Raw genomic sequence first — 24,974 nt, forward strand, 5'->3', positions numbered from 1 at the left:
ACGAACGACCGGAATCGAATACGTTTAACGGAGAGGACGAGAGTTCACAGGTATGGCGACGACCGTTCAGGACCTCGCGGAGATGGCGGGCGACGAGGAGATCACGATGCTGACCGCGTACGACGCGCCGGCCGCCGCGATCGTCGACGAGGCGGGCGTGGACCTGATCCTGGTGGGCGACAGCATGGGCAACGCGGCGCTGGGCTACGACTCGACGCTCCCGGTGACCGTCGACGAGATGCAGAGCCGGACCGCGGCGGTGGCGCGGGCGGCCGACGACGCGATGGTGGTCGCCGACATGCCGTTCCTGAGCTACGGCGTCGACCGGAGCGAGGCCGTCGAGAACTGCGGCCGGATGCTCAAGGAGGCCGACGCCAACGCCGTCAAGCTCGAGAGCGGCCCCCACACCGTCGACCTGACCGAGCGACTGGTCGACCTCGGCATCCCCGTGATGGCCCACCTCGGGCTGACGCCCCAGCGGGTCAACCAGCTCGGGGGCTACTTCCGGCAGGGCACCGACCAGGAGAGCGCCGCAGAGATGCTCCAGCTCGCGAAGGCCCACGAGGACGCCGGCGCGTTCTCGCTGGTGCTCGAACACGTCCCCTCGAACGTCGCGGCCCAGATCACCGACGCGCTGGAGATCCCGACCATCGGCATCGGCGCGGGCCCCGACACCGACGGCCAGGTGCTCGTGCTCAACGACGTGTTCGGCCTGAGCGACCGCAGCCCCTACTTCTCCGAGCAGTTCGGCGACGTCAGGAGCGAGATGGAGCGGGCGGTCGCCGGCTTCCGGGACGCGGTGGAGTCCGGCGAGTTCCCGGCCGATGAGCACAGCTACGACGAGGAAGCGATCGACGACATCTACTGAGCAGGGATCGAGCGAGTGTCGGGAAGACCCTCCTCCCCGCCGCGGAAACGGACGCATCACCAGTTTCGTCTCGGTCGCTAGAAGATTCGAACGGCCGTTTTCGATAGTTCGCCGACCGACTACCGCTCTCTCGGCGATAGCACTCAATTGGCTGTGCGTGAAAGCAGTGGACAGATGGCCGGGACACTAGTTCAGGCGCTTTCGTACACGATGTTGGCCGTGGTAGCCGCGCTCGTCGGCGGCCTGATCGCCGTCTACCGTCCGCCGGGCCCGTACATGGAGAGTAACGTGCAACACTTCGCAGCGGGCGTCGTGTTCGCTGCCGTCTCGGCCGAACTCCTGCCGGACGTGCACGCGCGGGCGCCGACCGTGGTCGTCGCCGGATTCGCGATGGGCGTCGTCACCATGCTCGGTATCCATCGGCTCAGCAAGTACATCGAGAAACGGGGGATCGGCGGGAAAGTGGCGGGTGCAGCGGGCCTGCTCATCACCGTGAGTATCGACATGCTCATCGACGGCGTCCTGATCGGCGTCTCGTTCCTGGCGCAGGCGGCCACGGGGATCCTGATCGCGGTGGCGCTCGCCATCGAAGTGCTGTTCCTCGGGGTGGCCGGCGTCATCGCACTGCCGGAGGAGATGGGGACGCTCAAGAAACTCGCCGTCCCCGCCAGCTTCGGGCTCCTGTTGGTCGTCGGCGTGACGGCCGGGGTTCTCGTTTTGGAGGGGGTTAGCGGAACGCCGATCGCGCTCATACTCGCGTTCGGCTCGGCCGCGCTCCTGTATCTGGTGACCGAGGAGCTCCTGGTCAAAGCCCAGAAGGTCCCCGAAACGCCGACGTCGACGACCCTCTTCTTCGCCGGGTTCCTCCTCATCTTCCTCCTCGATATGATACACTGAACCGGCGAGCGAACGGCTCGGAGAGTCGGACCCCTCGGAGCCACGCCCGCCAGACACCGAGTCGGGCGTCGCGACCGGAGCTAAATCCCCGCGTCGTCCAGGAACTCCAGCACCGCGGCGTTGAACGACTCCGGCTCCTCCAGCATGGCGAGGTGAGCCGCCCCTTCGATTTCCCGATACCGACCGTCGGGTATCTCGTCGGCCAGTTCGCGGTGGTACTCCGGCGGCGTCAGGTGGTCGTTCTCGCCGACCACCGCGAGCGCCGGCACCGCGACGTCGCCGAGACGGTCGCGCACGTCGAACGTGTGGCACGACTCGAAGTCCCGTCGGGTGACCGCCCGCCCGACCGCCCGCATCGCCTCGGTCGAGAGCTCGACGTACCGGGAGTCGGCGTCGTGGAACAGCCGGTTCTCGCCGTGGAGGAACTCGACCGCGCGGTCGAAGTCCGACTCGAGCCACCGCCGGAGGTCGTCGAGCACCGGGAGCTTCGCGCCGGTCCCCGCGAGGACGAGGCCGTCGAAGTCGTGGTCGCGTTCGACCGCGATCCGGAGCGCGACAGCCCCGCCCAGCGAACTGCCGACCAGCACGCCCGCCCCGGTCTCCTCGGTGACCGCCAGCACGTCGTCGGCGTAGGCCGACAGCGCCTCCCAGCCGGGGTCGGCGTCGATGTCGTCGGACTCGCCGTGCCCGCTCAGGTCGAGCGCGACGACCGGCCGGTCGCTCGCCAGCCGGCCGAACTGGCCCTTCCAGACCTCGTGGGTGCCCCCGGAGCCGTGGACCGCGAGCAGCGGCGACCCCTCGGCGCCCCGGTCGGCGACCCGGTAGGCCGTGGTCCGTCCGTGGTGTGTGACTCGTTCCATAGAGTCGATGACGCCCGCGCGCATCAAAATAACCTCGGTCGGGGCCGGAGCGCGGGGCGGTGTCCACGGGCCCCGACTCCGGAGGTCGGACGGTACCGGTGCCGTCACGATTTCCGACCGAACCGCAATTCATCGGTTTTCAGGCTACCCCTGAGCCCTACTGCGATTTTTCAGAGAAACATTTAAGTACTAGAGCCACTAACTGTAGGTTAGGATTGAAATGTCACTGAAGCACATCGCCGACAGAGACGACGTGTTCGCGCGGCGCTACGCCTACGACGACGCCGAGGTACTCGTGGCGGACCTCGGTATGACCGGCGAGGCGTCCGTGGACGTCCTCGAGGGCGACGCTATCGTCGTCTTCGAGGACGAGGATGGCCCCCGGCAGCTGGAGCTCGAGCTCCCGGAGGAGGGGGCGGAAGCGTTTATCACCAACGGCGTACTCACTATCGAGGTGGGACTATGAAACTCACTGTCAAGCCGTTGAAGCAGAAGGACGCCGGGCGCGGACTCGCCGCCATCGACCGCCAGTCGATGCACGAGCTCGGCGTCGAGAACGGCGACTACATAGTCATCGAGGGGAAGAACCAGGGCCGGGCGGTCGCCCGGGTCTGGCCGGGCTACCCCGAGGACGAGGGCCGCGGTGTCGTCCGCATCGACGGGCAGCTCCGCCAGGAGGCCGGCGTCGGCATCGACGACAAGGTCACCATCGAGAAGGCCGACGTCAAGCCCGCCTCCTCGGTGACCATCGCGCTCCCCCAGAACCTCCAGATTCGGGGGGACATCACGCCCCACATCCGGGACAAGCTCAGCGGACAGGCCATCACGCAGGGCCAGAACGTCCCGTTCGGCTTCGGCCTGATGGGGATGGGCTCGGGCCAGTCCATCCCGCTGAAGGTCGCCAGCACCGACCCCGAGGGGACGGTCGTCGTCACCGACTCGACCGAGATCAACATCAGCGAGCGCGCCGCCGAGGAGATCGCGCAGGGCGGCGCGGGCAGCCCCGAAGGCACGCCCAGCGTCGCCTACGAGGACATCGGCGGCCTCGAGGGCGAACTCGAGCAGGTCCGGGAGATGATCGAGCTCCCGATGCGCCACCCCGAGCTGTTCAGCCGGCTCGGCATCGACCCGCCGAAGGGCGTGCTGCTCCACGGCCCGCCCGGCACGGGCAAGACCCTGATGGCGAAGGCCGTCGCCAACGAGATCGACGCCCACTTCCAGACCATCTCGGGCCCCGAGATCATGTCGAAGTACTACGGGGAGTCCGAGGAGAAGCTCCGCGAGGTGTTCGAGGAGGCCGAGCAGAACGCGCCGGCCATCATCTTCATCGACGAGCTCGACTCCATCGCCCCGAAGCGCGACGAGGCCGGCGGCGACGTGGAACGCCGCGTCGTGGCCCAGCTGCTCTCGCTGATGGACGGCCTCGAATCGCGGGGCGAAGTGACCGTCATCGCGGCCACGAACCGCGTCGACGCCATCGACCCCGCGCTGCGGCGGCCCGGCCGGTTCGACCGCGAGATCGAGATCGGCGTGCCGGACCGCGAAGGCCGGCTCGAGATCCTGCAGGTCCACACCCGCGGGATGCCGCTGGCCGACGGCGTCGACCTCGAGGCGTACGCCGACAACACCCACGGCTTCGTCGGCGCGGACTTAGAGAACCTCGCAAAGGAGGGCGCGATGAACGCGCTCCGGCGCATCCGGCCCGAGATCGACCTCGAGTCCGAGGAGATCCCGGCCGACGTGCTCGACTCGCTGCAGGTCACCGAACGGGACTTCAAGGAGGCCCTGAAGGGCATCGAGCCCTCGGCGCTCCGGGAGGTCTTCGTCGAGGTGCCCGACGTCACCTGGGACCAGGTCGGCGGCCTGGAGGACACCAAAGAGCGCCTCCGGGAGACCATCCAGTGGCCGCTCGAGTACCCAGAGGTGTTCGCGGAGCTGGACATGCAGGCCGCCAAGGGCGTGCTGATGTACGGCCCGCCCGGCACGGGCAAGACCCTGATGGCGAAGGCCGTCGCCAACGAGGCCGACAGCAACTTCATCTCGATCAAGGGGCCCGAGCTCCTGTCGAAGTGGGTCGGCGAGTCCGAGAAGGGCGTCCGCGAGGTGTTCAGCAAGGCCCGGGAGAACGCCCCGACGGTGGTGTTCTTCGACGAGATCGACTCCATCGCCACCGAGCGCGGGAGCGGCGGAGGCGGCGGCTCGCAGGTCAGCGAGCGCGTCGTCTCCCAGCTGCTGACCGAGCTCGACGGGCTCGAGGAGCTCGAGGACGTCGTGGTCATCGCCACCTCGAACCGGCCCGACCTCATCGACAGCGCGCTGCTGCGGCCCGGTCGGCTGGACCGCCACGTCCACGTGCCGGTGCCCGACGAGGACGCGCGGCGCGCCATCTTCGAGGTCCACACCCGCGACAAGCCCGTCGCCGACGACGTCGACCTCGACTGGCTCGCCGGCGAGACCGAGGGCTACGTCGGCGCCGACATCGAGGCGGTCACCCGCGAGGCGTCGATGGCCGCCAGTCGAGAGTTCATCCACAGCGTGGACCCCGAGGAGATCGGCGAGAGCGTCGGGAACGTCCGCATCAACCGCGAGCACTTCGAGCAGGCGCTCGACGAGGTGACGCCCAGCGTCACCGAGGAGACCAAGGAGCGCTACGACGAGATCGAAGAGCAGTTCGACTCGGCCGAGCCCGAGACCGAGCAGGACCAGCTGGGTCGGACGTTCCAGTAGAACCTTTTGCTGCGTCCTCGTGAGCGCAGCGAACGAGGGCTCGGGACGGCTTCGCCGTCCCGGCGGGTGCGGCCTGAACGCCGCACCCTGGCAAAACTTTCATGAAAAACACTGCGGTCGTCCCTGCGTCTTCGGCGCGGAGCGCCGAAGGCTCGGAGGACCGAAGGTCCTCCGGTGGTCCTCCCTTGGTCCGCTCGCTCACTCCGTTCGCTCGCGGTGAGTAACGGTGTACTCCGGCGGTATGATGATTTTTCAAGAATGGAACGACAGACCCGAGCGTATCGACTGCTGATTCCCGACAAATAGCACCGACTACTCCAATTTCTCGGCAGCCCCGCGTTCCACGAGGGGCTCCGCGTTCGCTTCCGGTAACGTCACCACATCCTCGCTTTCGAGGTCGTAGGTGCGCTCGTCGACGCCGAAAATCTCGCCGACGTCGTCGGTGATCCGGATGGTAGTTCGCTCGTCGAGCCCCGCCATCGGGTCGTCCGAGTCGGCATCTGCGTCTGCATCGGAGGCCGACGTGGAGGGTGCCGCTCCGTCGCCTGGCTCGGACGACTGCTCGGAGTCGGGTCCGTCGGCGACCGCAACCGCCTCGGCTGCCCCGGGGCGCGCGTCATCGTCGGCTGCCGCGCCGCCACCCGACGCGGTGCTCCCAGAAGCCGCGTCGGTCGTGTCGTCGCCGCCCATCACGTCGGCGGCGCTCACGTCTTCACCGGAGTCGCTTGTGTCCGACGAGTCCGCGCTCGCCGAAGGCGGGTCGCCGGGATCCGGAGTAGACTCCTCGGCGGGCGCGCCGCTGCCGGGGTCGGGCGTCGGTTCGGTCCCCGACTCGGCGTCGGCGGGCGTGGGCGTCGGCGACGAGTCGACGGGGTCGGCCTCGCCGGCCAGGATGTCGAGCACGTCCTGCTTGTTCTCCTCGATGCGGTCGACCAGTTCGCCGAACAGCTCCTGCTCCTCGCTGGTCAGGCCGTCCTCGTCGGCTGGCATCCCCGCGGCGGCGAGGCTGGCGCGCTTGACGATCTTGCCGACGCGGCGCTCGTAGATGGCCTCCACCACGTCCTCGGCGGTGTTTATCTCGTCGGTCAACTGCTCGACCTCGGGGTCGTCGAACGGGCTGTCGGCCCGCTCGGCCGCGCGCTCGCGCTGGTCCTTGAGGTCGGCGATGTAGTCGGCGACGTCGGCGTAGAACGACTCCCGCAGGTGCTGGAGGCTGTCCTTCGACCGCTCCTTGCTCTGTACCGTGCGGAGTTCGTCCAGATTCATCGTCGTCCTGTCATAGCCGTTCCGTCGCGTTCGTCGGTGGAGTCGCGTCGTTCGGTCGGTCTGGGGCGCCGCGCGAGGGCGCGCGGCGGCCGTCGCGTCGGTCGAATCGCCGCGTCGTCGGTCCGCCCTCCGTCATTCGCGGCCCTTCTCGGCCCGGCCGCGCGCCATCAGGAAGACGGCCACGTATTCGGGAACCGATACGTCACCGGCCGAGAGGGTAAAGCTTTCGTCGTTGAGCTCGACCGGTCCGGGCTCGGTCACCTCGACCGCCACCTCGTGGCCCTCGAACGTCTCGGGCACCGGGTCGCGCAAGGGGTCGAAGTCGCCGACCTCGTCTCGGGGGATGCGGGTCACTTCGAGGCCGGTGCCGCCGTGGAGGCTGCCCGGCAGCCGGATGAGCCGCCGGAGGTCGGTGGTGACGGGCTCGTCGATGGCCGCCGACTGCTCGGCGACCACCCGCTCGGTCGTCACCTTCGCGAGCTGGCGGATGCCCGGCCCGCCGCGCTCGACGTTCCCGCTCGCGAGCTCCTCGTAGTCCTCCGAGACGGCACCGAGGATGGTCTTCGCCCGGCCGTCGCCGATGCGGTCGAACTCCTTGAGGCGGTCGAGGGCGTCCTCGTCGTCCATCGCGAGCAGCTCGTCGGCCAGCGCGAGGAGTTCGCGGTGGACCCGGCGGCCCCACCCGCCGTCCTTCTTGAGCACCCGGCGGGTGGCGGTGCCGCCCATCTCGGTGCGCTGGATGGCGTCGAGGTCGATGCCCTCGCCGCGGATGTAGTCGACGACCTCCCGGCGCTCGTCCCGGTCGAGGTCGCGGACGCCCTCGTCGCGCACGTGGACGTGGTACCCGCGGCCGCCCGAGAAGACGACCGTCAGGTCCTCGAACCCGAAGTCGGCGTCGAGGAGGTCGATGAGGTTCTCGACCTCGGCCTTCCCCGCGGCGAGCATCTCGCCGTAGGCGTCGCGCTGGGGGTCGACCCCCGAGAGGTGGTCGGCGTCGATGTCGAAGACGAGGTCGGAGTCGCGCCACCCCTTGGCCTCCATGTCGTCGGCGCCGGGGTCGTCGTAGCGCCCGGCCGAGAAGTAGACGTGGCGCGGGCGCTCGCGCCGGAGGAAGTCGCCGAGGTCCCCGAGCTCCAGCAGCGACTGGTGGCGGACCATGGTCGTCGGCCCCGCGGTCCAGGGGATGTAGCCCCACTCGCGGGCCTCGTGGTCCGGCGGCGGGGACACCTCCGACCGGCGGTAGTGGTCCCGGAACCGGCCGCGGAGGTACGCCCGGGTGCGCTCTTCCATGCTGTCTCGTCCATGCTCGGGCCGCGTCTAAAAGCGTTGTCTATCGCCGCGAGGGTGGTGTTTGGGAACTGGCGTGACGGAGAACTCGGGCGATTTCTGGTCAGGGATTGAGAGAACGAGGTAGTGATTTCGTTTCCGAAAGCCCCCGCCCGGTCGCGGTCGCTGCTGGACATATCCTCGGCTCGCTCCGCTCGCCTCGGATAGCGGTCCCGCAGACGACCAGGTAAACGCGACCGGGCGGCCCCTTTCAGTCCACCCAAACGGTGGTGTGGCCTGTCGAGCGCTTCCGAGTGTATGGTTCTCCCGTCGTCGCTGGTCGAAAGTAAACTCCGCCATCACTTCTTATCAAAACGGCAGCAGCGGTCCGACGACAGCGAGAACCACCAGACCGAGCGCGAGGACCGACGCGCCGTGGACGACCGCCGACTGCGCGACCGGCGACAGTGAGACACCCGCGCGGTCGGCCACCTCGCGGAGCGCGAGCGCCAGCACCCGGCCCCCGTCGAACATCGAGACCGGGAGGGCGTTCAGCAGGGCGAAGTTGGCGTTCAACAGCGCCAGCCAGAAGCAGAAGTTCGTGAGGGCGCCGAGCGCGCCCAGCGTCGCGGCGGTCGGGGGCGCCCCGCCGACCAGCGCCCACCCGAAGTACGCCATGTAGGTCTCGCGCGGACCGGCCGCGAGCGGCGAGTAGAGGACCGCGAGCGCGGCGACGGCGACCACGAGGTTGTGGAAGACCCCGACCGCGTACAGTCGCATCCGGGCGCCCACTGGGGCGCGGTCGATGGCCGCTGCCGGCAGCACGTACGCCGCGACCGGGAGGACGCCGAGCAGCAGCGCGACGCCCCACTCCTCGACCTCGACGCCGGCGCGTCGACACGCGACGGCGTGGCCGACCTCGTGGACGACGGTGGCGACGACCAGGCCGGCGACGACGTAGGGCGCGGCAGCGACCGGCATGAAGTCGTTGAGACCCGGCACCGCCACGGTGTTGGCGGGGTCGTTGAGCGGGGTCACCCGGGGCTGGCCGAGGGCCCGCCACGCCGCGACCGAGAGCAGCGCCATCCCGCCGACCTGGAGCGCGAGCAGGGCGGCGACGCCGGCGTCGGTCCACCGGTCCCACGCCGGGTGGCTCGCCGCCGCATCGAGCAGGTCGGGGGTCGCCGTCGAGAACAGGTAGAGGGTCAGGAGGCCGACCTTCACCGGGCCGGGGAGCGCGCGGTTCAGCCGCGCCTCGACGCGGTCGAGACGCTCGCGTGCCGGAGGCGACATGACCGATTTGGCGCACGTTCGGCACATAATTGTTCTGGCAGCCCTAGAGAAATTCCGATTCGCCTCATGAAGAGACGCCGATGACAGGACCCGAGACGCCCGAGCGGTACGAATCAGGTCGGCACCGAATCGTCGCGGCGTCGTAGTTTGTTAGTGAGACGAAACTACTACATTTTTAACCCGTGCCTTGAAAATGACAGGCGCATGTCTCCAAACCGCTTGCCGCACCGCCGACGGAGCGCTCTGCTCGTCGGCGCCGTCGGTCTCCTCCTGACCGCCGGGTGTCTCGGGTCCGTCGGGACCTCGGTCGACGACCCCCGGTCGGTCGCCAGGCAGGTCGACGCGCGCTACGACTCGCTCGACGAGTACCGAACGACGATAGAGCGAACCGTCTCGGTCGGCGACAGCACCGCCACGACGCGGGCGACCCTCCGCTTCGTGAAGGACGAGTCGCTCCGCATCGCCTACGAGACCGGCCCGCGAGCGGGCACCGTCACGGTCGTCGACGATCCGACGCCGTCGACGCTGCTCGCCACCGACGCGGCCCAGGCCGAGACCGCCGTGGGCGAGACGCCCGCCTCGTACGGCGCGGTCGCCGCGAACCTGGTCCGGACGAACAACGTCACCTACAGCGGGACGACCGTCCTCGACGGCCGGGCCGCCGTGGTGCTCGCGCTCGAACCGACCGCCAACGAGACGGCCACCAACCTGGTCGAGCGCCGGGTCTGGATCGACGCCGAGCGCCGCGTCCCGCTCCGGGTCGTCTCGACGTGGCGGGGTGAGTCGGGCGAGATAACCGAGACGCTCCGGTTCACCAACACCTCGCTCTCGGTGGCGAACGCGACGCCGACCGACGGGAGGGTCGCGGCGTGAAGCCGAGCCAGCCCTCCGTCGTGGACCGCCTCGGCGGGCCGGTCGTCGTCTTCGGCGTGCTCGGCCTGCTGGTCGGCGCGGCGGTCGCGCCGTTCGCCTGGAACGCCGCGACGGCGCCCGACGGCACGGTCGCGGTCATCGAGGTCCACGGGACCATCACCGGCGACACCGCGGCTGCCACCGTCGCGGACCTGCGCGAGGCCCGGCAGAACGACTCGATAAAGGCCGTCACGCTCGACATCAACACCCGCGGGGGGACGGCGTCAGCCAGCGAACAGCTGTACCTCGCGGTCAAGCGGACCGAACAGGTGATGCCGGTCACGGTCAGCGTGACCGGGTCGGCGGCCTCGGGCGGTTACTACACGGCCTCCCCGGCCGACCGCATCTTCGTCACGCCCGCGAGCACCGTCGGTAGCGTCGGCGTCCGGGCGGTCGTCCCGTCACAGCAGGAGATAGCCGGCCAGATAGCGAGCGGCCCCGACAAGGTCTCGTCCGCGACCGAGGCCGAGGTCCGGCGCCGGGTCGAGACGCTCCGGCGCGCGTTCGTCGGTTCCGTCGTCGCCGAGCGCGGCGACGCGCTCGAACTCACCGCCGAGGAGATCTCCTACGCGAAGCTCTACGCCGGCTCCCGGGGCATCGAGGTCGGCCTCGCCGACGAGGTCGGCGGCCTCGACGCCGCGATCGCTGCGTCGGCCGAGCGAGCCGACCTCTCGGACTACCGGACCGTCCGGATGGAGTCGCCGACCCCGAGCGTCCTCAGCCAGATCGGGCTCAGCAGCTCCGCCGAGACGTCGGCGACCGGCGCGGCGACCCGCGTCGACAGCGTCCAGTACCTGATGCTCCACGGACAGCTCCACCGACCGACCGCGGAAACACAGGAGGTGACTCCGAATGCAACGAACTGACCTGCTCAAGGGCGTCGGGGCGTTCGCGCTGATAGCCGTCGTCGTCATCGGCAGCACGGTGGCGGTCGGCACGCTCACCGGCGGCCCGACCGACGCGTCCGCGGCGCCGAACGCCACGGCGTTCACGTCCGAATCGCTGCAAGCCACGCCGGTCGCCGACGACGGGACGGTCGCCGTGCCCGACGCCGGCGAGTCGAAGACGGTCGTCGTCGACCGGAGCCACGCCAACGCCGTGGAGAAGGGCCAGATACAGCCGCTGGTCGACGCGCTCATCGCCGGCGGTCACGACGTCCGGTTCCACAGCGGCGCCGGGCAGAGCTACAGCGCGCTCTCGGCCGGGTCCTCAGGGTCGTCGCTCAACGCGACGCTCCGGTCGGCAGACGCCTTCGTCGTCATGAATCCCGGGAGCGCCTACAGCGAGAGCGAGATAGACGCCATCGAGGCGTTCGCCGAGGCGGGCGGCCGGGTGCTCGTGCTGGCCGACCCGGTCGGCTCCTCGGGGTCGTCGGGGACGTCTCTCCCGCTGATCGGCAGCAGTTCGACGTCGTCGGTGACCCCCGGTCAGCCGACGAACCTCGCCGCGCGGTTCGACGTCTCGTTCGACACCGGCTACCTGTACGACATGGCGGATAACGCGAACCACTTCCAGAGCGTCTACGTCAACGGAACCGGGAGCGACCCGCTGACGGCCGGGACCGACCGCGTCGTGCTTCGGAGGGCGGCCGCGCTGACGCTCGGCCCGGAGGCGACGCCGCTGTTCGAGGCCGAGAGTACTCGGCTCTCCGCGACCCGCCGGGAGGGCGACCACGCGGTCGCGGCCCGGAACGGGAACCTGACCGCGGTCGGCGACACCGACTTCCTCGCGCCAGCGAGCGCGACCGTCGCGGACAACGACGCGTTCGTCGGGAACCTCGCGAGCTTCCTCGTGACCGGCGAGAAGCGGTCGGGCGTGCCCGCCGCGGGCGGTTCGACCGGGGCCGGTACGAGCACGAGGTACGGCGGCGGACTGCCCACACAGACCGGCGACGCGTCGGGCAACTCGACGTCGACCTGAATCTACCGGCTATTCTCTTTCGATGGTTCGCGGACGGTGTCACGGCGAAGTAGCAGCGCTGAGCGAAGTAACACTCCGGCAGTGAGGAAGTGAGAGCCGACTACCGGCGGCCGTTCGCGGGTCGACCGGCGCGCCGGTCACCCGCGCATGAACTCCGAGAGCTTCTCGGTGAGCCCGCCGTTCCCGCCGAGCTTCAGGTAGTAGGCGTCGCCGCCGTCCTCGTAGTAGTTCTGGATGTGGCGCTCGACCTCGAACCCCAGGTGCTCGTAGAAGCCCAGCGCGTTCTCGTTGCTGGCGCGGGCGTGGCAGGTGATGCTCTCGTGGTTCTCGGCGACCCGGCCCACGAGGCGCTTGCCCACGCCCTCTCCCCGGAACTCGGGCGCGACCGCGAGAAAGAGGATGTAGCCGTCGCGCCGGACCGCGGCGAACCCCATCAGCTGCTCGTCGGCGTCGTCGCGCGTCACGAGGAGGTGGACCGTCGAGCGCCGGTAGGCGTCGGTGAAGAAGCCCTTGCGCTGTTTCAGCACGTCCTCGGACTGCCGGATGTGCTCTTTGAGCTCCCACGCCCCGTCGACGTAACTGTCGTCACCGGGGCGAGCGATTTCGGTGTCGACGTTGACGCTCACTAGTTTGGCGTAGGTTCGTGGCCAATATAATTCCACCGCCCCGAGGTTCGAGCGGCCGGGCCGTGGCGCCGGTCAGCGCGCCCGTGCGACCGAGACGGCGGGATGTCGACGCGAGGGGAGTCGACCGAGCGGGCGGAATGTCGACGAGAAGGGACTCGTCCGAGATGGCGAGACCTTTCCGACGGCGCCGCGTGGCGTGGCGTATGAGCTACGAACTCCGCGACCACACCGCGGACGTCGCGGTCGAGGCGACGGGGCCGACGCTCGGCGGGGCCTTCGCCGCGGCGGCCGACGGGATGGCGGCCGCGATGTGCGAGGAGGTCCCCGCGTCGGGTGGCGAGCGGTTCGACGTCGAGGTCCGGGCCGAGGGCCGCGAGGCGCTGCTGTTCGACTACCTCGACGAACTCATCTACGAGCGAGACGTCCGCGGCGTCCTGCCGGTGGACAACGAGGCCGTCGTCCGACGGGAGGCCGACGAGTGGACGCTGACGGGGAGCGCCCGCGGCGTCCCGCTGGCGGGCCTGGGGGCGCGCGACCTCAAGGCGGTCACCTACTCCGAGATGGCCCTGGATGAGACCGACGACGGCTGGCGGGCGTACGTGGTCTTCGACGTGTGACCGACTGCTTCGACGAGTGACGGTCCAATCGGGTTGCGCGGATGATACCCGGTGCCCGGATGGACGCGGGACTTTTACGCCGCCTCGGTCAAACTCAACCGTTATGAACTGGCGACGGCGGTGCGTCTGCTCGCTCGCGGCACTTCTCGCGGTCTCCGGGACCGCCAGCGCGCACGTCAAGTACGTGGTCGACAGCGCGGCGGACGTCGGGGACGCGCTCGCGTTCCTGGCGGAGGTGGTCTCGGAGCCGTTCAACGCCGCGCTCCTCGGCGGGGGCGGCCTCGCCGTCGCCGTCGCACTCGTCGCCTACCTCCGATTCCGACCGGCCGAGCGCGACCTCGAAGTGCTGCGCGAGACGCTCCGGGGGTACGACGACCTCGTGCCGTGGATGCTCCGGCTCTCGATCGGCCTGCCGCTGGTCGGCGCGGGGTTCGCGGGCTACTTCTTCAGCCCGGTCGTCAATGCCGAGGCGAGGGTCCTCCAGGTCGCCGTCGGGTTCCTCCTGCTGTTCGGACTGGCGACGCGGGCGGTGGCGCTGGTCGGGCTGGGCGCGTACCTCGTCGGCCTGCTCGCCGAGCCCGCGCTCGTGCTCGCCAGCGAGTACGTCGGCGGCTTGCTGGCCGTCGCGCTACTGGGCGGCGGCCGACCCAGCGCCGACCACATGCTCCAGCGGGTCGCCGACGCCGAGGGAACCCTCTACGGGCGCTTCGATCCGGTCCACCGCGCGTCGTCGTGGCTGAACGACCGGACCGCCTCGCGGCGGCGGTACGCTCCCACGCTAGTTCGGCTGGCGCTGGGGTTCAACTTCTTCTACCTGGGATTCACCCAGAAGCTGTTCGCGCCGGGCCCGGCGCTCGCGGTGGTCGAGAAGTACGACCTGACGGCCGTGGTGCCGGTCGACGCGGGCCTGTGGGTCGTCGGCGCGGGGCTGACCGAGATGGCCGTGGGCGCGGCGCTGTTCGCCGGCCTGTTCACCCGCGCGACCGCGGCCACCGCGTTCACCATGCTCACGCTGACGCTGTTCGGGCTGGCCGACGACCCCGTGCTGGCCCACGTCTCGCTGTTCGGCATGGTGTCGATGCTGTTCATCACGGGGTCGGGGCCGCTCGCTGTCGACAGCTGGCTCCGGGAGTTCGCGTCTGGTGACAGGTCCCACGCCGGAGCGGATGGCGAAACCACTTCGGCGTCCGCGCCCAACGGACGGGTATGACCACGGACGACGCGGAAGACACCACCTACGAGGCGGGCGACGTGACGCTCCACGAGGTCCGCGACTACGTCTGGGAGATTCCACAAGAGGGCGACATGCGCGTCCCGGCGCGCGTGCTGGCCAGCGAGACCCTGCTGGACCAGATCGCCGACGACAAGACCCTCGAACAGCTCAAGAACTCCACCCACCTGCCCGGCGTCCGGAAGTACAACGTCTGCATGCCCGACGGCCACCAGGGGTACGGCTTCCCGGTCGGCGGCGTGGCCGGCATCGACGCCCAGGACGGCTGCATCTCGCCGGGAGCGGTCGGCTACGACATCAACTGCGGCGTCCGGATGCTGAAGACCGACCTCAGTTACGAGGACGTACAGGGACGTGAGGAGGAACTGGTCGACGCCCTCTTCGCGAACATCCCCTCGGGCCTCGGCGGGGGCGGCGTCGTTGAGGGTGACATCGACACCGTCGAGGCCATCCTCGACCGCGGGATGGAGTGGGCCCTCGAGGAGGGCTGGGCGGTCGAGGAGGACCTCGCCCACTGCGAGGACGAGGGCGTGCGCCACGACAGCGACCCCGCGAAGGTCTCCCAGAAGGCAAAGGACCGCGGGAAGAATCAGATCGGGAGCCTCGGGTCGGGCAACCACTTCCTCGAGGTCCAGCGTGTCACCGACACCTACCTCGACGACGTGGCCGACGCCTACGGGCTCGAGGAGGACCAGATCGTGGTGCTCATCCACTGCGGGAGCCGCGGGCTGGGCCACCAGGTCTGCACCGACTACCTCCGGGACATCGAGAAGGCCCACGCCGGCCTACTCTCGCAGCTCCCGGACAAGGAGCTCGCGGCCGCCCCGGCCGGGAGCCAGCTCGCCGAGGACTACTACGACGCGATGTGCGCCTCGATAAACTTCGCGTGGGTCAACCGCCAGCTCATCATGCACCGGACCCGGCAGGTGTTCGAGAAGGTGTTCGGCTCCGACTGGGAGTCGCTCGGGATGGACCTGCTGTACGACGTGGCCCACAACATCGCGAAGAAGGAGACTCATACCGTGGAAGATGGGGAAGAGCGGGAGCTCTACGTCCACCGGAAGGGCGCGACCCGGGCCTTCCCGGCGGGCCACGAGGAGGTCCCCGGCGCGTACCTCGACGTGGGCCAGCCCATCATCATCCCCGGCAGCATGGGCGCCGGCAGCTACGTCCTCCGGGGCGGCGAGGCGTCGATGGACCTGACGTTCGGCTCGACCGCCCACGGCGCGGGCCGGACCATGAGCCGGACGCAGGCCAAGCAGGACTACTGGGGCGGCGACGTCCAGGACGAACTCGAGCAGGAGCACATCTACGTCAAGGCCCAGAGCGGCGCCACGGTCGCCGAGGAGGCTCCGGGCGTCTACAAGGACGTCGACGAGGTCGTCCGGGTCTCGGACGCGCTGGGCATCGGCGACAAGGTCGCCCGGACGTTCCCGGTCTGCAACATCAAGGGGTAGCTCGAATCCGGCTTTTCCTGTTCTCGCGCTGGGGGACATCACGGTCCGGGTGGACTGAAAGGGGCCGCCCGGTCGCGTTTATTCAGTCGTCTCAGCGACCCCTCTCCGAGGCGAACCGAAGGTGAGCCGAAGATATATCGCTGAGCGACCGTCTCGTGAGCGCAGCGAACGAGGCCTCGGAAGTCGCATGCCCGCGCAGCCGAAGGCGAGCAGGAACGTCTTCCGGTGGCGACCAGGCGGGGGCTTTCGAAACCTTGTCCATCGACTTCCTTGTCGACACTCGGAACCTCCTCAACTAACCGTTTCACCAGACGACCACCACGAAACGACCCATCGACAGACCTTTCCCGTACACCTCGGCAGACCGACGTATGAACGACGAGCAGCGCAGGGCGGTCGCCAGGAACGCCTACCGATTCGGGTTCGTGCTCATCGCCTACGTGGTCGCGGAGAGCGCCTACTTCGCCAGCGGCTATCAGAGCAACCGCGGCATGGCCGTCCTCGGCGCCCTCATCTGCGTGTTCGCCATCGGGTACGACCTCGCCACCGTGCTCTCGGACGATGTTGCCACCGTTCTCGCCGACGATTCACCGTGAGGGCCGTCTTCGTGGTCGCTGGTCACTGAGCGTCCGGAACCCCGGTAGCTTGAAGCGCGTTTCGACCCTACAGTCCGTTGATGAGTCTCTTCACCGCCGTCGCCGTCTTCGTCGTGGGGTTCGTCTCCGGGACCGTGGTACGCTGGGTCGCGGGCCTCGCCGCCTTCGTCGCGCTCGTGCTCGTGATTCTCGGGGTCGCGACACCGGAGGTCGGACTGGTGAACCGGATAATCGAGCAGTACTACCTCGGCAACGAACTGCTGTTCATCTCCGGGTTCCTGTTCGGCATCGACGCGAAACAGACCAGGGAGGTCGTGGTCGAGCGCCGGGCCGCCGGGGAGTAGCGAACCGAGCGCGGGTTCGACATCCCGGTGTCGTTGACCGACGCCCCGGCCGCTATCGCGTTTCCCTCGACGAGTCATCTCGTCCCCTCCTTCGCTGCGCGTCGACCAGTTCCCGCGCCGACCAGCTATAACTTATAGATACGTTATTTCAATCCCATCTATTTGTAACTCTGTGGATTTATATACCCACGCCCCGTATTATAGAGTATACGATGAACTACTACGACCTCATTCTCGGCCTGATCCCGCTCGCTCTCCTCGGTCTGACCGCCATCCTCACCACGGTCGGCGTGGGTCTCACCACCGCCGTCCCGCTGGCCGGCACCGTCTCGGTCGGCATGATCGGCCACGCGATGTTCGTCCGGACCCCGACCGAGACGCCCGCGCCCTCGGCCGTCCAGCAGTAGACCGACTGTTCTCAGCCGTTCTCTCTCCCTCTCGTCTTCTCTTCGATTTTCTTTCCCGACGGCCTCCGGCCTCGTTCTGTCCCCTCGAATCCGACGGAGTCGGGGCTCGTCGGCCGCCCGTCTGACGAATTTATTTGTGCCCGTGCGTCGGTGGATTCGGAATATGCACCAGGACCACCTCGACATGGAGTCGGTCACTCTCGACCTCGAGGAGGAGGAGCTCGACCGCATCGACGACATCGCGTTCGCCGACCACCGGGACAACCGCGAGGCCGCGATTCGCGAACTCCTCGACCGGTGGTTGAAACAGCGCGAGCCGGACGAACCGGCCGACGAGTGAGCGACGAAGGGATACCGGATCGCGACCGCGAACCGCAGCCGGACCGCGACTACGGATTGAAGTCGAACCGCGGGCCGTCCTCCTCCTCTTCCTCCGCGTCGTCTATCGTCGGCCCCGACACCGCGGGCGGGACGAACGACCGGTCGGCCGGGTCGACCTCCTCGCCGTCCTCGAACTTCACGAAGCTGAGATAGAAGACCTCGCCGCAGCCCTCGCCGTCGGTCTCCGCGGCCCCGCAGACGATCTCGACGCCGTCCGCCTCTCCTCGCGGGCCTCGCCCGCTCGAACGGTCCGCGGAACTTCGTTCCGCGCTATCCTCGAAATCCTCGTAGGGCGCCGCGTACTCCCAGCCGTCCAGCGGCGTCGGCGTCACGCACTTGTCGGCGAGGTACCCCTCGCGGTCGAGGGCGGCGACGGCCCCGCACCGGGGACAGTAGTAGCGGACCTCGGTCATGGCCGGAGATTTGGCCGGCGGCTACTTCCGACTGTCGGCGCTCGCCCGCGCCGGAACCGCCGAAACTGACCCCACGAGCGACCGGTCTCACACCCGGAGAAGCAAGACCTTTGGCCCGCGGCCGAGACGGTTCGGGTATGATAGACGAGACGGTCGAGGAGATACGGGAGATGCAGACCCACAGCTCCTCCGTCGTCGCCGTGAAGGCCGCCCGGGCGCTGGAGGACCTGGGCGAGCGCGAGTTCGCGTCGGTCGAGGACTTCGAGCGCGACCTCGAGCGCAACTCGTCGGCGCTCCGGCGGGCCAACCCCTCCCACGCCTCGCTGGTGACGACCCAGCGCGCCATCGTCTCGATGGTCGAGGACGCCGACAGCGGGACGGTCGCGGCCGCCAAGGACGCGCTCGCCGACGCCGTCGACGCCGTGGTCGAGCAGGTCGAGACCGCCAAGCGCCGGGCCGCAGAGAACGCCGAGGAACTGCTCGAGGACGGCGCGACCGTCCTGACCCACGACTACTCCTCGACCGTGCTGGAGGCCATCGAGCGGGCGGTCTCGGACGGGCGCTACCTCACGGTGTACGTCACCGAGGCCCGGCCGCGATACCTGGGTCGGAAGACCGCCCGCGCGCTCGCCGAGATGGACCGGGTCGACGCCCACCTCCTCGTCGACGGCGCCTCGGGCCACTACCTGCCCGAGTGCGACCGCGTGCTCATCGGGATGGACTGCATCGTCGACGACACCCTGTACAACCGCATCGGCACCTTCCCGCTGGCCGCGACCGCCGCGCAGGTCGGCGTGCCCGTGACCGTGGTCGGCTCGTCGGCCAAGCTCGTCGGCGAGGGGTTCCGGTTCGAGAACGACTTCCGGTCGCCCAGCGAGGTGCTGCTCGAGCCCGCCGAGGGGTTCTCGGTGGAGAACCCGGCCTACGACGCGACCCCGACCGATCTGCTCGACGCGGTCGTCACCGACGAGGGCGTCCGGGAGTTCTGAGGGGAGCGTCTCCCCGTTCGGCAGCGGAGACCGACCGGACGCCGTAGCCGGTAGCCCGAAGGACGCCCCCGTCGTGGGTCCGCTCCATGGACCCGAGAAGCCGACTCGCGCACAATCTCACGGCCGAGTCGGAAGCCTACGGCTACACCCTGACCATCTGGGGGTCGGGCGCGATGCTCATCTACAAGGTCCAGACGCCGGACCTGTTCCACATCCTCCTGCTGGCGTTCGGGGCGTTGCTCGCCTTCGCAGTCCTCGGCGCCTTCGCGTTCGATGAGATGGTGCGGGAGCCCGCCGAGGACGACACGCCGCTGGTCGTCACCTCGATGGTCCACGTCGCCTCGACGCTGGGCAACCTGGTCATCGCGTACGTGCTGGTCCGGTTCGTCGTCAGCGGCGCCACCCCGGGCTGGCTCGCCTTCCCGCTCGTGGGGTTCCAGGCGACGTTCACGTACAACGTGTTGCTCCTGCTGGAGGACTTCCTCTCCGAGGAGTTCGTCGAGGAGACGCGGTTCGGGGAGGACATCGACGACATCGAGGAGATGGAGTGACCCGCGGCCGCGGACGACCGCCTACGCCACGTCGACCCACTCGCCGCGCTCGTCGCTCTCCTGGACGGCCGAGAGGACGCGCTGGACCGCGAGGCCGTCCTCGAAGTTGGGCCGGTACTCTCCGCCGGAGCTGTCGGCGTCAACCACCGACAGGAACTCGTAGTTCTCGTGGACGAAGGTGTGCTCCCACCCGATGACGTGGCCCGGCGGCCACCAGTGCTCGACGTAGGGGTCCTCGGCGTCGGTGACCAGCACCGTCTCGTACCCCCTGTCGTCGCCCCGGAGCACCTCCAGTTCGTTCAGCCGCTCCAGCGAGAACTTCAGACTCCCCTCCGACCCGTGGACCGCGACGGTGTGGTCGTTCTTGTGGCCGTTCGCGAACCGCGAGGCCTCGAAGGTCGCCATCACCCCGTCTTCGAGTTCGGCCTGCGCGGAGTAGGCGTCGTCGACCGTGACCGGCCGAGTTTCCCCGTCCTCGCCCTCCACCGGGCGCTCGTCCACGAACGTCCGGAGGTGGCCCGAGACGCGCTCGACGTCGCCGACGAGGAAGCGCGCGAGGTCGATGGTGTGAGCGCCGAGGTCGCCCAGCGCGCCGCTGCCGGCCAGTTCCTCGCTGTTGCGCCACGACCACGGCGCGTCGGGGTCGACCAGCCAGTCCTGGAGGTACCGGCCGCGGAACTGGTGGATCTCCCCGAGCACGCCGTCGTCGATGAGGTTCTTCGCGTACTGGATGGCGGGGACGAACCGGTAGTTGAACGCGGTGGCGGTCGGGACGCCGGCCGACGCGGCGGCGTCGGCCATGCGCTCGGCCGATTCGAGGTCGTTGGCCAGCGGCTTCTCGCAGAGGACCGGCGTGCCGGCCTCCAGCGCCGCGACGGACGGCTCCGCGTGGACGTGGTTCGGCCCGAGATTGTAGAAGACGTCGACCTCGTCGACCACGTCCTCCCAGTCGGTCGCGGTCTCCGCGAACCCGAGGCGGTCGGCCGCGTCGGCGAGCGCCGCCTCGTCGCGACCGACGAGGACGTGTCGTTCGACCTCCGGGGCGTCGGGGAAGAACATCGGTAGTCGCGCCATCGCGTTGGCGTGCGCCTTGCCCATGAACCGGTAGCCGAGGACGCCGACTTTGACGGTCATCGCCTCGGACGTACTCGGGGGAGACCCTTATGCGTTCAGGCGTCGGCCGGCGGGAATCGACCCCCGACTCCGCCAGTCACTCGACCGCCGCGCGGACGACGAGCAGTTGCGGGTCGGTCATCGCGTCCTCGTACCGGTCGGGGCAGTGCTCGCGGAACGCCGCGGTCGGTCTCGGCTCCTCGAACGACTCGATCCGGAGTCCGGACGAAACGACGGCATCGACGACCTCTCCCATCGGTCGGTAGTACGTCGGGATGTCGGCGCCCGGCCACGGATTCTCGAACGCCGCGGTCTCGTAGTAGTTCGCGTCGGTTCGCTGCCGGAGGTAGTGGGGATGGACCGTGGCGAACGCGAGCGTCCCGTCGGGCGCGAGGAGGCGCCGGAACGACGCGAACACGGGCGGCCACGACTCGACGTGGCTCAGCGCGAGGTTGCTGACGACGAGGTCGAACGCCCCGTCTGCGAAGTCCAGCGCGTCGGTCAGGTCGGCCCGGCGGAACGTCGCTTCCGTGCCGAACCGGTCGCGGGCGGCCGCGACCGCCCGCTCGCTCACGTCGACGCCGACCACCCGGGCCCCGCGGTCGAGGAACCAGCCGACGTGGTCGCCCCGACCGCACCCGGCGAGCAGTACCCTGTCGTCCCCGACGTCGGGGAGGATGGCCTCGAGCGCGGGCCAGGCGTAGTGGCGCTGGAAGCGGCTGTCACCCCAGGGGCTCTCGGTCCGGTCGAGGTCGTCGGAATCGGCCCGGTCGGCCAGTTCGTCGTATCCCGCTGCCACCGTCGAACGCGAAGAATCGGTGTGTTCCTCTCCCAAACTTTCCCTCGCCACCGCGTAGCACGGAGCGGCTGATATACTTTCTATCCCCCGTCCGGCGGCGCAGGGGATCGGGCTACCCGGCGGCGACGGGGTCTCACTCCGGATCGTGCCCTTCGAGCACTGATCCGACCGCCGAGGCGAGCTCCTTGAACAGGTTCATCTCCATCTCGTCGGTCGTCACGAACGCGCCGTGGTCGCCGACGATGACCCGGGTCACGTAGCCGCGGTCGAACACGCGGATGTTGAACCGGTAGTCGCCGAGTTCGGTGTCCTGGTACACCGCCTGCGTCCGGAACCCCAGCCGCTCGTTGTCCGCGAAGCCGACGAGGTCGGCGTCGGCCTCGAGGCCATCGCGGAGGTAGATCTGGTCCTCCGCGTCTTCGGTGAAGTACGTGATGCTCCGGAGTTCGTCGCCCACGCTCGTTCGGGCTGCGCTGACGAGCTGGTCGGCGAGGTCGTCGGCTACGTTGTCCCCCATGGCTGGACCGTCTACCCGCAGCAGGAAAAGTGCTGGTGGCGGTCGCCGAAGTCCGAGAATCGGCCCCGTTCAGGCCCAGTAGGCCTCGCCGGGCTGGTCGCGGAACACCGCGCGCTGGAGCATCGCCACCGCCTTCTCCAGGCCCTCGTTCGAGCTGGTCAGCGAGTCCTCGTGTTCGATGGAGAGCGCGCCGTCGTAGCCCACCATCCGGAGGGTGCTCACGACGTCCTTCCAGTGGTCCTCGCCGTGGCCGTAGCCGACCGACCGGAACAGCCACGACCGGTCGGCCTCCTCGTCGTACGGCACCGTGTCGAGTACGCCCTTGTACCGGGCGTTGGCGTCGTACACCTTGGTGTCCTTGGCGTGGAAGTGGTGGATGGCGTCGTGTTCGCCCAGGAACCGGATGGCGTCGGTCACGTCGATGTCCTGCCAGTAGAGGTGCGAGGGGTCGAAGTTCGCGCCGATGCGCTCGCTGGTCTCCTCGCGCAGCCGCAGCATCCCCGAGGGCTCGTACACCAGCATGTTCGGGTGCATCTCGATGGCGACGTCCACGCCGTGGTCGGCGGCGTGGTCCGCGATCTCCTGCCAGTACGGGACGGCGACCTCCTCCCACTGGTACCGGTGTGCCTCGGCGTGCTCGCCGGGCCACGGCGCGGTGATCCAGTTGGGCGTCTCGTCGTTCGGACTCCCCGCCGGGAGCCCCGAGAAGGTCGTGACCGTGTTCACGTCGAGCTGGTCGGCGAGTTCGATGGCCTCCCGGAGCTCGGCGTCGGCCCGCTCGGCGGTCTCGTCGTCGGGATGGAGCGGGTTGTTGTGGGTCGCGAGCGCCGAGATACGCATCTCGTACTCGTCGAGCAGGTCGAACAGGTGGTCCTGGGCCTCGTCGTCGCCGAGGTACTCCTCGCGGGGGAGGTGGTCGTCGCCGGGGTGGCCCCCGCAGCCGAGTTCGACCGCGTCGACCCCGATGCCGTGGAGGTACGCGAGCGCGTCGTCGAGCGACTGTCCGCCGAGCGGAACGGTGAGAACGCCGATGTCCATACCTCGTCTCACCACGGAGGGAGGAATAAAATTGTGGGCGGCCGGCGGGCTCACCGGTTCTCGGCGAGCTGGACGTCCAGGCGGTCCTCCAGGGCCTCGATGAGCGATCCGCCGACGTTGGCCTGGTTCGCCCGGCCCTGCTCGACCGCCAGCAGGTCGTTCTCGGGAACGTCCAGTTCCTCGGCGAGTTCGTCGCGCCGGAGCCCCTCGTCCTGGCGGGCCCGCTCGACCGTCTCACCGTAGTCGGCGACCAGGTACGGCAACTGGTCGTCGTCGTAGTTGGTCCCCTCCTCCTCCCAGTGGCTGGAGTCGCCGTCGTAGACCCCGCTCGCCTTCGCGGCGTTCTGTGCGGCCTTCTTCCTCCGGTTTCGCTCGTCGTCGCCGCCCGACTGCGTCTGTGTCTTCTTCGCGTTGTCGTTGTGCGAGGACGCGCAGTCCGAGCAGACCCGTAGCTGCGCCCCGGCCACGTTCGCCTCGGTCAGCGCGTCGCTCGACTTGCCGCAGAGTTCGCACGAGCCGCCGCTACCGCCGCCGGACGACCCACCAGTCGAGTACTTAGCCATACCCACCTGTTGGAGCACGACGCATTTGAATACCCCGCTTGGCGGGCGGCCGCGACCCGCGGTCGCGGCGGTTCCGCGCGGAGGGGCGGTCCGGGTTCGAGTCGCGCCGGTGACGCTTTCCGGCGGCCGAACACTCTTTAGGCCCGAATCCCGAGACGTGATGACGATGGGCGCGGACCGACCCGACGACGGTTCCGAGACGGTGGGAGAGCTATTCGACGTCCTCTCGCGGCCCGAGCGCCGGCTCCTGCTGTACTACCTCCGCGACAGAGAGGCGGTCCCGGTCGAGGAGCTGACGACCGTGGTGGCGGGCTGGCTGCGGGCCCGCCGGGACCCCGCGGAGGCCGTTACCCCGGCCGAGCGCGAGCGAGTCCTGGCGGCGCTCCACCACGTCCACCTGCCGCGGCTCGAGGCCGCCGGGCTGGTCCGGCGCGACCGCGAGTCGGGCGAGGTCGCCCTCGCGGAGCCGTCCCAGTTGTTCGAGGACATCCTGACGCAGGCGCTCGCCCAGGAGCGAGGTGCCGCCGAGCGGACGACCGGCGAAGCGAGCGACCGGACAGACCCGGAGAACCCATGACGCTCCGGGACTTCGTCGACGAGGTCGCGTCGGACAGCCGGACGCTCACGGTGTACGCCCCAGAGCCCGACGAGGCGCTCGAGCGCCACTTCGAGGCGCGGCAGGTGGCCGTCGAGCACGAGCCGATACCCGACGACGGGTCGGGCGGCTTCGTCGTCGTGACCGCCCAGGGTGAGTTCGTCGGGAGCCTCGGCGCGACCGCGGTTCGAGAGCTGATCTTACCGTCTGTCGACGAGTGGGAGCTCGGCCCCAACGAGTCGATACGGGTGCCGATGAACCTGCTCGCGGACACCACCTTCGTCTCGTTCGACGCCCGCCAGCTGCTGGTGGCGACCCGCGAGATAGAGGACCGGGCCTACCGGCGCGGTCGCGGGACGCTCCGGGCCGGCTTCCAGTCGCTGGCCCGACTCTCGACCCAGTGCGGCAAGTACGAGACGCTGTCGGGCGAGACGGAACTCGACGTGCACGTCTACGGCCGGCCGGACGCCGACCCGGACCTGCCGCGGGCGACGATTCACGGCGACGACGCCGAGGAGATCGCGAGCCACTGGTTCGTCGTCTTCGACGGGGGCGGCGACGACCGGCAGGCCTGCGCACTGCTGGCCGAGGAGGTGGCGGACGACCCGCGGTCGTTCCGTGGCTTCTGGACCTACGACCCCGGGACCGTCGCCGACGTCGACGGCTACCTCCGGGAGACCTACGGAAGCGAGCGAGCCGGAAAGCGATAGAGGGAACTTGGCCGACTC

29 protein-coding genes are annotated in these 24,974 nt (G+C 69.2%); 18 read left to right on the forward strand and 11 right to left on the reverse strand.

All coding sequences use genetic code 11. The features are described from left to right. The first annotated feature begins 52 nt into the window (after nt 1-52). Both panB and DVR07_RS10100 read left to right on the forward strand, forming a co-directional pair. Nucleotides 53-868, forward strand: a complete 816-nt coding sequence (gene panB / locus DVR07_RS10095) for a 3-methyl-2-oxobutanoate hydroxymethyltransferase (RefSeq protein ID WP_115796943.1) — start codon at nt 53-55, stop codon at nt 866-868. Between the two features lie 174 nt (nt 869-1,042). After that, on the forward strand, nt 1,043-1,765 hold the full coding sequence (locus DVR07_RS10100; protein WP_193570127.1) for a ZIP family metal transporter: 723 nt from the start codon (nt 1,043-1,045) through the stop codon (nt 1,763-1,765). Nucleotides 1,766-1,845: 80 nt separating this feature from the next. Here the strand turns inward: DVR07_RS10100 and DVR07_RS10105 are convergent, their stop codons facing one another. After that, entirely contained in the window at nt 1,846-2,625 is a 780-nt protein-coding gene (locus DVR07_RS10105) for an alpha/beta fold hydrolase (protein WP_115796945.1), read from the reverse strand. Nucleotides 2,626-2,845: 220 nt separating this feature from the next. On the opposite strand from DVR07_RS10105, the gene DVR07_RS10110 reads away from it, so the two are divergent. Together DVR07_RS10110 and DVR07_RS10115 are read left to right on the forward strand one after the other, a co-directional pair. After that, nucleotides 2,846-3,091: a DUF7127 family protein gene (locus tag DVR07_RS10110; protein WP_115796947.1), complete on the forward strand. Its 246-nt coding sequence runs from the start codon at nt 2,846-2,848 to the stop codon at nt 3,089-3,091. After that, a complete protein-coding gene (locus DVR07_RS10115) occupies nt 3,088-5,352 on the forward strand; it encodes a CDC48 family AAA ATPase (RefSeq protein ID WP_115796949.1) in 2,265 nt (754 codons plus the stop codon). The genes DVR07_RS10110 and DVR07_RS10115 overlap by 4 nt, the downstream gene beginning before the upstream one ends. 312 nt (nt 5,353-5,664) lie before the next feature. Here DVR07_RS10115 and DVR07_RS10120 read toward each other — a convergent pair whose 3' ends face one another. From DVR07_RS10120 to DVR07_RS10130, 3 genes are all read right to left on the reverse strand, one after another. Next, complete coding sequence (locus tag DVR07_RS10120) at nt 5,665-6,618, reverse strand: DNA replication complex subunit Gins51 (RefSeq protein WP_115796951.1); 954 nt, start codon at nt 6,616-6,618, stop codon at nt 5,665-5,667. A 132-nt stretch (nt 6,619-6,750) separates the two neighbouring features. After that, entirely contained in the window at nt 6,751-7,908 is a 1,158-nt protein-coding gene (gene priS / locus DVR07_RS10125; protein ID WP_115796953.1) for a DNA primase small subunit PriS, read from the reverse strand. Between the two features lie 345 nt (nt 7,909-8,253). Next, nucleotides 8,254-9,177, reverse strand: coding sequence for a site-2 protease family protein (locus tag DVR07_RS10130; RefSeq protein WP_115796955.1), 924 nt, complete (start codon nt 9,175-9,177; stop codon nt 8,254-8,256). Nucleotides 9,178-9,381: 204 nt separating this feature from the next. Between DVR07_RS10130 and DVR07_RS10135 the strand changes: the two genes are divergently transcribed. The 3 genes from DVR07_RS10135 to DVR07_RS10145 are packed head-to-tail and all read left to right on the forward strand — an operon-like array spanning nt 9,382 to nt 12,009. After that, the gene (locus DVR07_RS10135) at nt 9,382-10,050 is read left to right on the forward strand and encodes an outer membrane lipoprotein-sorting protein (protein ID WP_115796957.1); all 669 of its coding nucleotides are present in this window, start codon (nt 9,382-9,384) and stop codon (nt 10,048-10,050) included. Further along, complete coding sequence (locus DVR07_RS10140) at nt 10,047-10,955, forward strand: S49 family peptidase (protein ID WP_205410984.1); 909 nt, start codon at nt 10,047-10,049, stop codon at nt 10,953-10,955. The genes DVR07_RS10135 and DVR07_RS10140 overlap by 4 nt, the downstream gene beginning before the upstream one ends. Continuing rightward, the gene (locus DVR07_RS10145) at nt 10,942-12,009 is read left to right on the forward strand and encodes a DUF4350 domain-containing protein (RefSeq protein ID WP_115796959.1); all 1,068 of its coding nucleotides are present in this window, start codon (nt 10,942-10,944) and stop codon (nt 12,007-12,009) included. Before DVR07_RS10140 ends, DVR07_RS10145 begins: the two co-directional genes overlap by 14 nt. Before the next feature lie 137 nt (nt 12,010-12,146). Here DVR07_RS10145 and DVR07_RS10150 read toward each other — a convergent pair whose 3' ends face one another. Beyond that, a complete protein-coding gene (locus DVR07_RS10150; RefSeq protein WP_115796961.1) occupies nt 12,147-12,635 on the reverse strand; it encodes a GNAT family N-acetyltransferase in 489 nt (162 codons plus the stop codon). 203 nt (nt 12,636-12,838) lie between these two features. Between DVR07_RS10150 and DVR07_RS10155 the strand changes: the two genes are divergently transcribed. The 7 genes from DVR07_RS10155 to DVR07_RS10185 all read left to right on the forward strand — a co-directional run bounded on the left by DVR07_RS10155 (nt 12,839) and on the right by DVR07_RS10185 (nt 17,627). Beyond that, a complete protein-coding gene (locus DVR07_RS10155) occupies nt 12,839-13,252 on the forward strand; it encodes an archease (protein WP_115796963.1) in 414 nt (137 codons plus the stop codon). 103 nt (nt 13,253-13,355) lie between these two features. Next, nucleotides 13,356-14,462 carry a DoxX family protein gene (locus tag DVR07_RS10160; protein ID WP_115796965.1) on the forward strand — a complete coding sequence of 369 codons (1,107 nt, stop codon included), beginning with the start codon at nt 13,356-13,358 and terminating at the stop codon, nt 14,460-14,462. After that, entirely contained in the window at nt 14,459-15,940 is a 1,482-nt protein-coding gene (locus DVR07_RS10165) for an RtcB family protein (RefSeq protein WP_115796967.1), read from the forward strand. The genes DVR07_RS10160 and DVR07_RS10165 overlap by 4 nt, the downstream gene beginning before the upstream one ends. A gap of 371 nt (nt 15,941-16,311) precedes the next feature. After that, a complete protein-coding gene (locus DVR07_RS10170) occupies nt 16,312-16,536 on the forward strand; it encodes a hypothetical protein (RefSeq protein WP_115796970.1) in 225 nt (74 codons plus the stop codon). Between the two features lie 80 nt (nt 16,537-16,616). Next, nucleotides 16,617-16,880 carry a hypothetical protein gene (locus DVR07_RS10175; RefSeq protein WP_115796972.1) on the forward strand — a complete coding sequence of 88 codons (264 nt, stop codon included), beginning with the start codon at nt 16,617-16,619 and terminating at the stop codon, nt 16,878-16,880. 212 nt (nt 16,881-17,092) lie between these two features. Further along, the gene (locus DVR07_RS10180) at nt 17,093-17,287 is read left to right on the forward strand and encodes a hypothetical protein (protein ID WP_115796974.1); all 195 of its coding nucleotides are present in this window, start codon (nt 17,093-17,095) and stop codon (nt 17,285-17,287) included. A gap of 163 nt (nt 17,288-17,450) precedes the next feature. Continuing rightward, nucleotides 17,451-17,627, forward strand: a complete 177-nt coding sequence (locus DVR07_RS10185) for a ribbon-helix-helix protein, CopG family (protein WP_115796976.1) — start codon at nt 17,451-17,453, stop codon at nt 17,625-17,627. Between the two features lie 49 nt (nt 17,628-17,676). On the opposite strand, the gene DVR07_RS10190 is transcribed toward DVR07_RS10185, so the two are convergent. Further along, entirely contained in the window at nt 17,677-18,081 is a 405-nt protein-coding gene (locus DVR07_RS10190) for a hypothetical protein (RefSeq protein ID WP_240147522.1), read from the reverse strand. A gap of 137 nt (nt 18,082-18,218) precedes the next feature. Between DVR07_RS10190 and DVR07_RS10195 the strand changes: the two genes are divergently transcribed. Next, nucleotides 18,219-19,070: a translation initiation factor eIF-2B gene (locus DVR07_RS10195; protein ID WP_115796978.1), complete on the forward strand. Its 852-nt coding sequence runs from the start codon at nt 18,219-18,221 to the stop codon at nt 19,068-19,070. A gap of 86 nt (nt 19,071-19,156) precedes the next feature. Beyond that, complete coding sequence (locus tag DVR07_RS10200) at nt 19,157-19,621, forward strand: hypothetical protein (RefSeq protein ID WP_193570128.1); 465 nt, start codon at nt 19,157-19,159, stop codon at nt 19,619-19,621. 21 nt (nt 19,622-19,642) lie between these two features. Here the strand turns inward: DVR07_RS10200 and DVR07_RS10205 are convergent, their stop codons facing one another. The 5 genes from DVR07_RS10205 to DVR07_RS10225 form a co-directional block, all read right to left on the reverse strand. Beyond that, nucleotides 19,643-20,755 (reverse strand): Gfo/Idh/MocA family protein, encoded by a 1,113-nt coding sequence (locus tag DVR07_RS10205; protein ID WP_115796981.1) that lies wholly within the window; start codon nt 20,753-20,755, stop codon nt 19,643-19,645. A 76-nt stretch (nt 20,756-20,831) separates the two neighbouring features. Beyond that, nucleotides 20,832-21,533: a class I SAM-dependent methyltransferase gene (locus DVR07_RS10210; protein ID WP_115796983.1), complete on the reverse strand. Its 702-nt coding sequence runs from the start codon at nt 21,531-21,533 to the stop codon at nt 20,832-20,834. A 133-nt stretch (nt 21,534-21,666) separates the two neighbouring features. Beyond that, nucleotides 21,667-22,050: a DUF7522 family protein gene (locus tag DVR07_RS10215; RefSeq protein ID WP_115796985.1), complete on the reverse strand. Its 384-nt coding sequence runs from the start codon at nt 22,048-22,050 to the stop codon at nt 21,667-21,669. A 69-nt stretch (nt 22,051-22,119) separates the two neighbouring features. After that, on the reverse strand, nt 22,120-23,088 hold the full coding sequence (locus DVR07_RS10220; RefSeq protein WP_115796987.1) for a sugar phosphate isomerase/epimerase family protein: 969 nt from the start codon (nt 23,086-23,088) through the stop codon (nt 22,120-22,122). A gap of 50 nt (nt 23,089-23,138) precedes the next feature. After that, complete coding sequence (locus DVR07_RS10225) at nt 23,139-23,651, reverse strand: helix-turn-helix domain-containing protein (protein ID WP_115796989.1); 513 nt, start codon at nt 23,649-23,651, stop codon at nt 23,139-23,141. A gap of 166 nt (nt 23,652-23,817) precedes the next feature. Between DVR07_RS10225 and DVR07_RS10230 the strand changes: the two genes are divergently transcribed. Together DVR07_RS10230 and DVR07_RS10235 are read left to right on the forward strand one after the other, a co-directional pair. Further along, nucleotides 23,818-24,228 carry a DUF7344 domain-containing protein gene (locus DVR07_RS10230; protein ID WP_115796991.1) on the forward strand — a complete coding sequence of 137 codons (411 nt, stop codon included), beginning with the start codon at nt 23,818-23,820 and terminating at the stop codon, nt 24,226-24,228. Continuing rightward, complete coding sequence (locus DVR07_RS10235) at nt 24,225-24,956, forward strand: DICT sensory domain-containing protein (RefSeq protein ID WP_115796993.1); 732 nt, start codon at nt 24,225-24,227, stop codon at nt 24,954-24,956. Before DVR07_RS10230 ends, DVR07_RS10235 begins: the two co-directional genes overlap by 4 nt. Nucleotides 24,957-24,974 lie beyond the last annotated feature (18 nt).

The organism is Halorussus rarus (assembly GCF_003369835.1).
GTDB classification, from domain to species: domain Archaea; phylum Halobacteriota; class Halobacteria; order Halobacteriales; family Haladaptataceae; genus Halorussus; species Halorussus rarus.

Bases quoted from the DNA above. Each gene is read 5' to 3' on its own strand.
- panB (WP_115796943.1), top strand. From the start codon at position 53: ATGGCGACGACCGTTCAGGACCTCGCGGAGATGGCGGGCGACGAGGAG.
- DVR07_RS10100 (WP_193570127.1), top strand. From the start codon at position 1,043: ATGGCCGGGACACTAGTTCAGGCGCTTTCGTACACGATGTTGGCCGTG.
- DVR07_RS10105 (WP_115796945.1), bottom strand. From the start codon at position 2,625: ATGGAACGAGTCACACACCACGGACGGACCACGGCCTACCGGGTCGCC.
- DVR07_RS10110 (WP_115796947.1), top strand. From the start codon at position 2,846: ATGTCACTGAAGCACATCGCCGACAGAGACGACGTGTTCGCGCGGCGC.
- DVR07_RS10115 (WP_115796949.1), top strand. From the start codon at position 3,088: ATGAAACTCACTGTCAAGCCGTTGAAGCAGAAGGACGCCGGGCGCGGA.
- DVR07_RS10120 (WP_115796951.1), bottom strand. From the start codon at position 6,618: ATGAATCTGGACGAACTCCGCACGGTACAGAGCAAGGAGCGGTCGAAG.
- priS (WP_115796953.1), bottom strand. From the start codon at position 7,908: ATGGAAGAGCGCACCCGGGCGTACCTCCGCGGCCGGTTCCGGGACCAC.
- DVR07_RS10130 (WP_115796955.1), bottom strand. From the start codon at position 9,177: ATGTCGCCTCCGGCACGCGAGCGTCTCGACCGCGTCGAGGCGCGGCTG.
- DVR07_RS10135 (WP_115796957.1), top strand. From the start codon at position 9,382: ATGTCTCCAAACCGCTTGCCGCACCGCCGACGGAGCGCTCTGCTCGTC.
- DVR07_RS10145 (WP_115796959.1), top strand. From the start codon at position 10,942: ATGCAACGAACTGACCTGCTCAAGGGCGTCGGGGCGTTCGCGCTGATA.
- DVR07_RS10155 (WP_115796963.1), top strand. From the start codon at position 12,839: ATGAGCTACGAACTCCGCGACCACACCGCGGACGTCGCGGTCGAGGCG.
- DVR07_RS10160 (WP_115796965.1), top strand. From the start codon at position 13,356: ATGAACTGGCGACGGCGGTGCGTCTGCTCGCTCGCGGCACTTCTCGCG.
- DVR07_RS10165 (WP_115796967.1), top strand. From the start codon at position 14,459: ATGACCACGGACGACGCGGAAGACACCACCTACGAGGCGGGCGACGTG.
- DVR07_RS10170 (WP_115796970.1), top strand. From the start codon at position 16,312: ATGAACGACGAGCAGCGCAGGGCGGTCGCCAGGAACGCCTACCGATTC.
- DVR07_RS10175 (WP_115796972.1), top strand. From the start codon at position 16,617: ATGAGTCTCTTCACCGCCGTCGCCGTCTTCGTCGTGGGGTTCGTCTCC.
- DVR07_RS10180 (WP_115796974.1), top strand. From the start codon at position 17,093: ATGAACTACTACGACCTCATTCTCGGCCTGATCCCGCTCGCTCTCCTC.
- DVR07_RS10185 (WP_115796976.1), top strand. From the start codon at position 17,451: ATGCACCAGGACCACCTCGACATGGAGTCGGTCACTCTCGACCTCGAG.
- DVR07_RS10190 (WP_240147522.1), bottom strand. From the start codon at position 18,081: ATGACCGAGGTCCGCTACTACTGTCCCCGGTGCGGGGCCGTCGCCGCC.
- DVR07_RS10195 (WP_115796978.1), top strand. From the start codon at position 18,219: ATGATAGACGAGACGGTCGAGGAGATACGGGAGATGCAGACCCACAGC.
- DVR07_RS10200 (WP_193570128.1), top strand. From the start codon at position 19,157: ATGGACCCGAGAAGCCGACTCGCGCACAATCTCACGGCCGAGTCGGAA.
- DVR07_RS10205 (WP_115796981.1), bottom strand. From the start codon at position 20,755: ATGACCGTCAAAGTCGGCGTCCTCGGCTACCGGTTCATGGGCAAGGCG.
- DVR07_RS10215 (WP_115796985.1), bottom strand. From the start codon at position 22,050: ATGGGGGACAACGTAGCCGACGACCTCGCCGACCAGCTCGTCAGCGCA.
- DVR07_RS10220 (WP_115796987.1), bottom strand. From the start codon at position 23,088: ATGGACATCGGCGTTCTCACCGTTCCGCTCGGCGGACAGTCGCTCGAC.
- DVR07_RS10225 (WP_115796989.1), bottom strand. From the start codon at position 23,651: ATGGCTAAGTACTCGACTGGTGGGTCGTCCGGCGGCGGTAGCGGCGGC.
- DVR07_RS10230 (WP_115796991.1), top strand. From the start codon at position 23,818: ATGGGCGCGGACCGACCCGACGACGGTTCCGAGACGGTGGGAGAGCTA.
- DVR07_RS10235 (WP_115796993.1), top strand. From the start codon at position 24,225: ATGACGCTCCGGGACTTCGTCGACGAGGTCGCGTCGGACAGCCGGACG.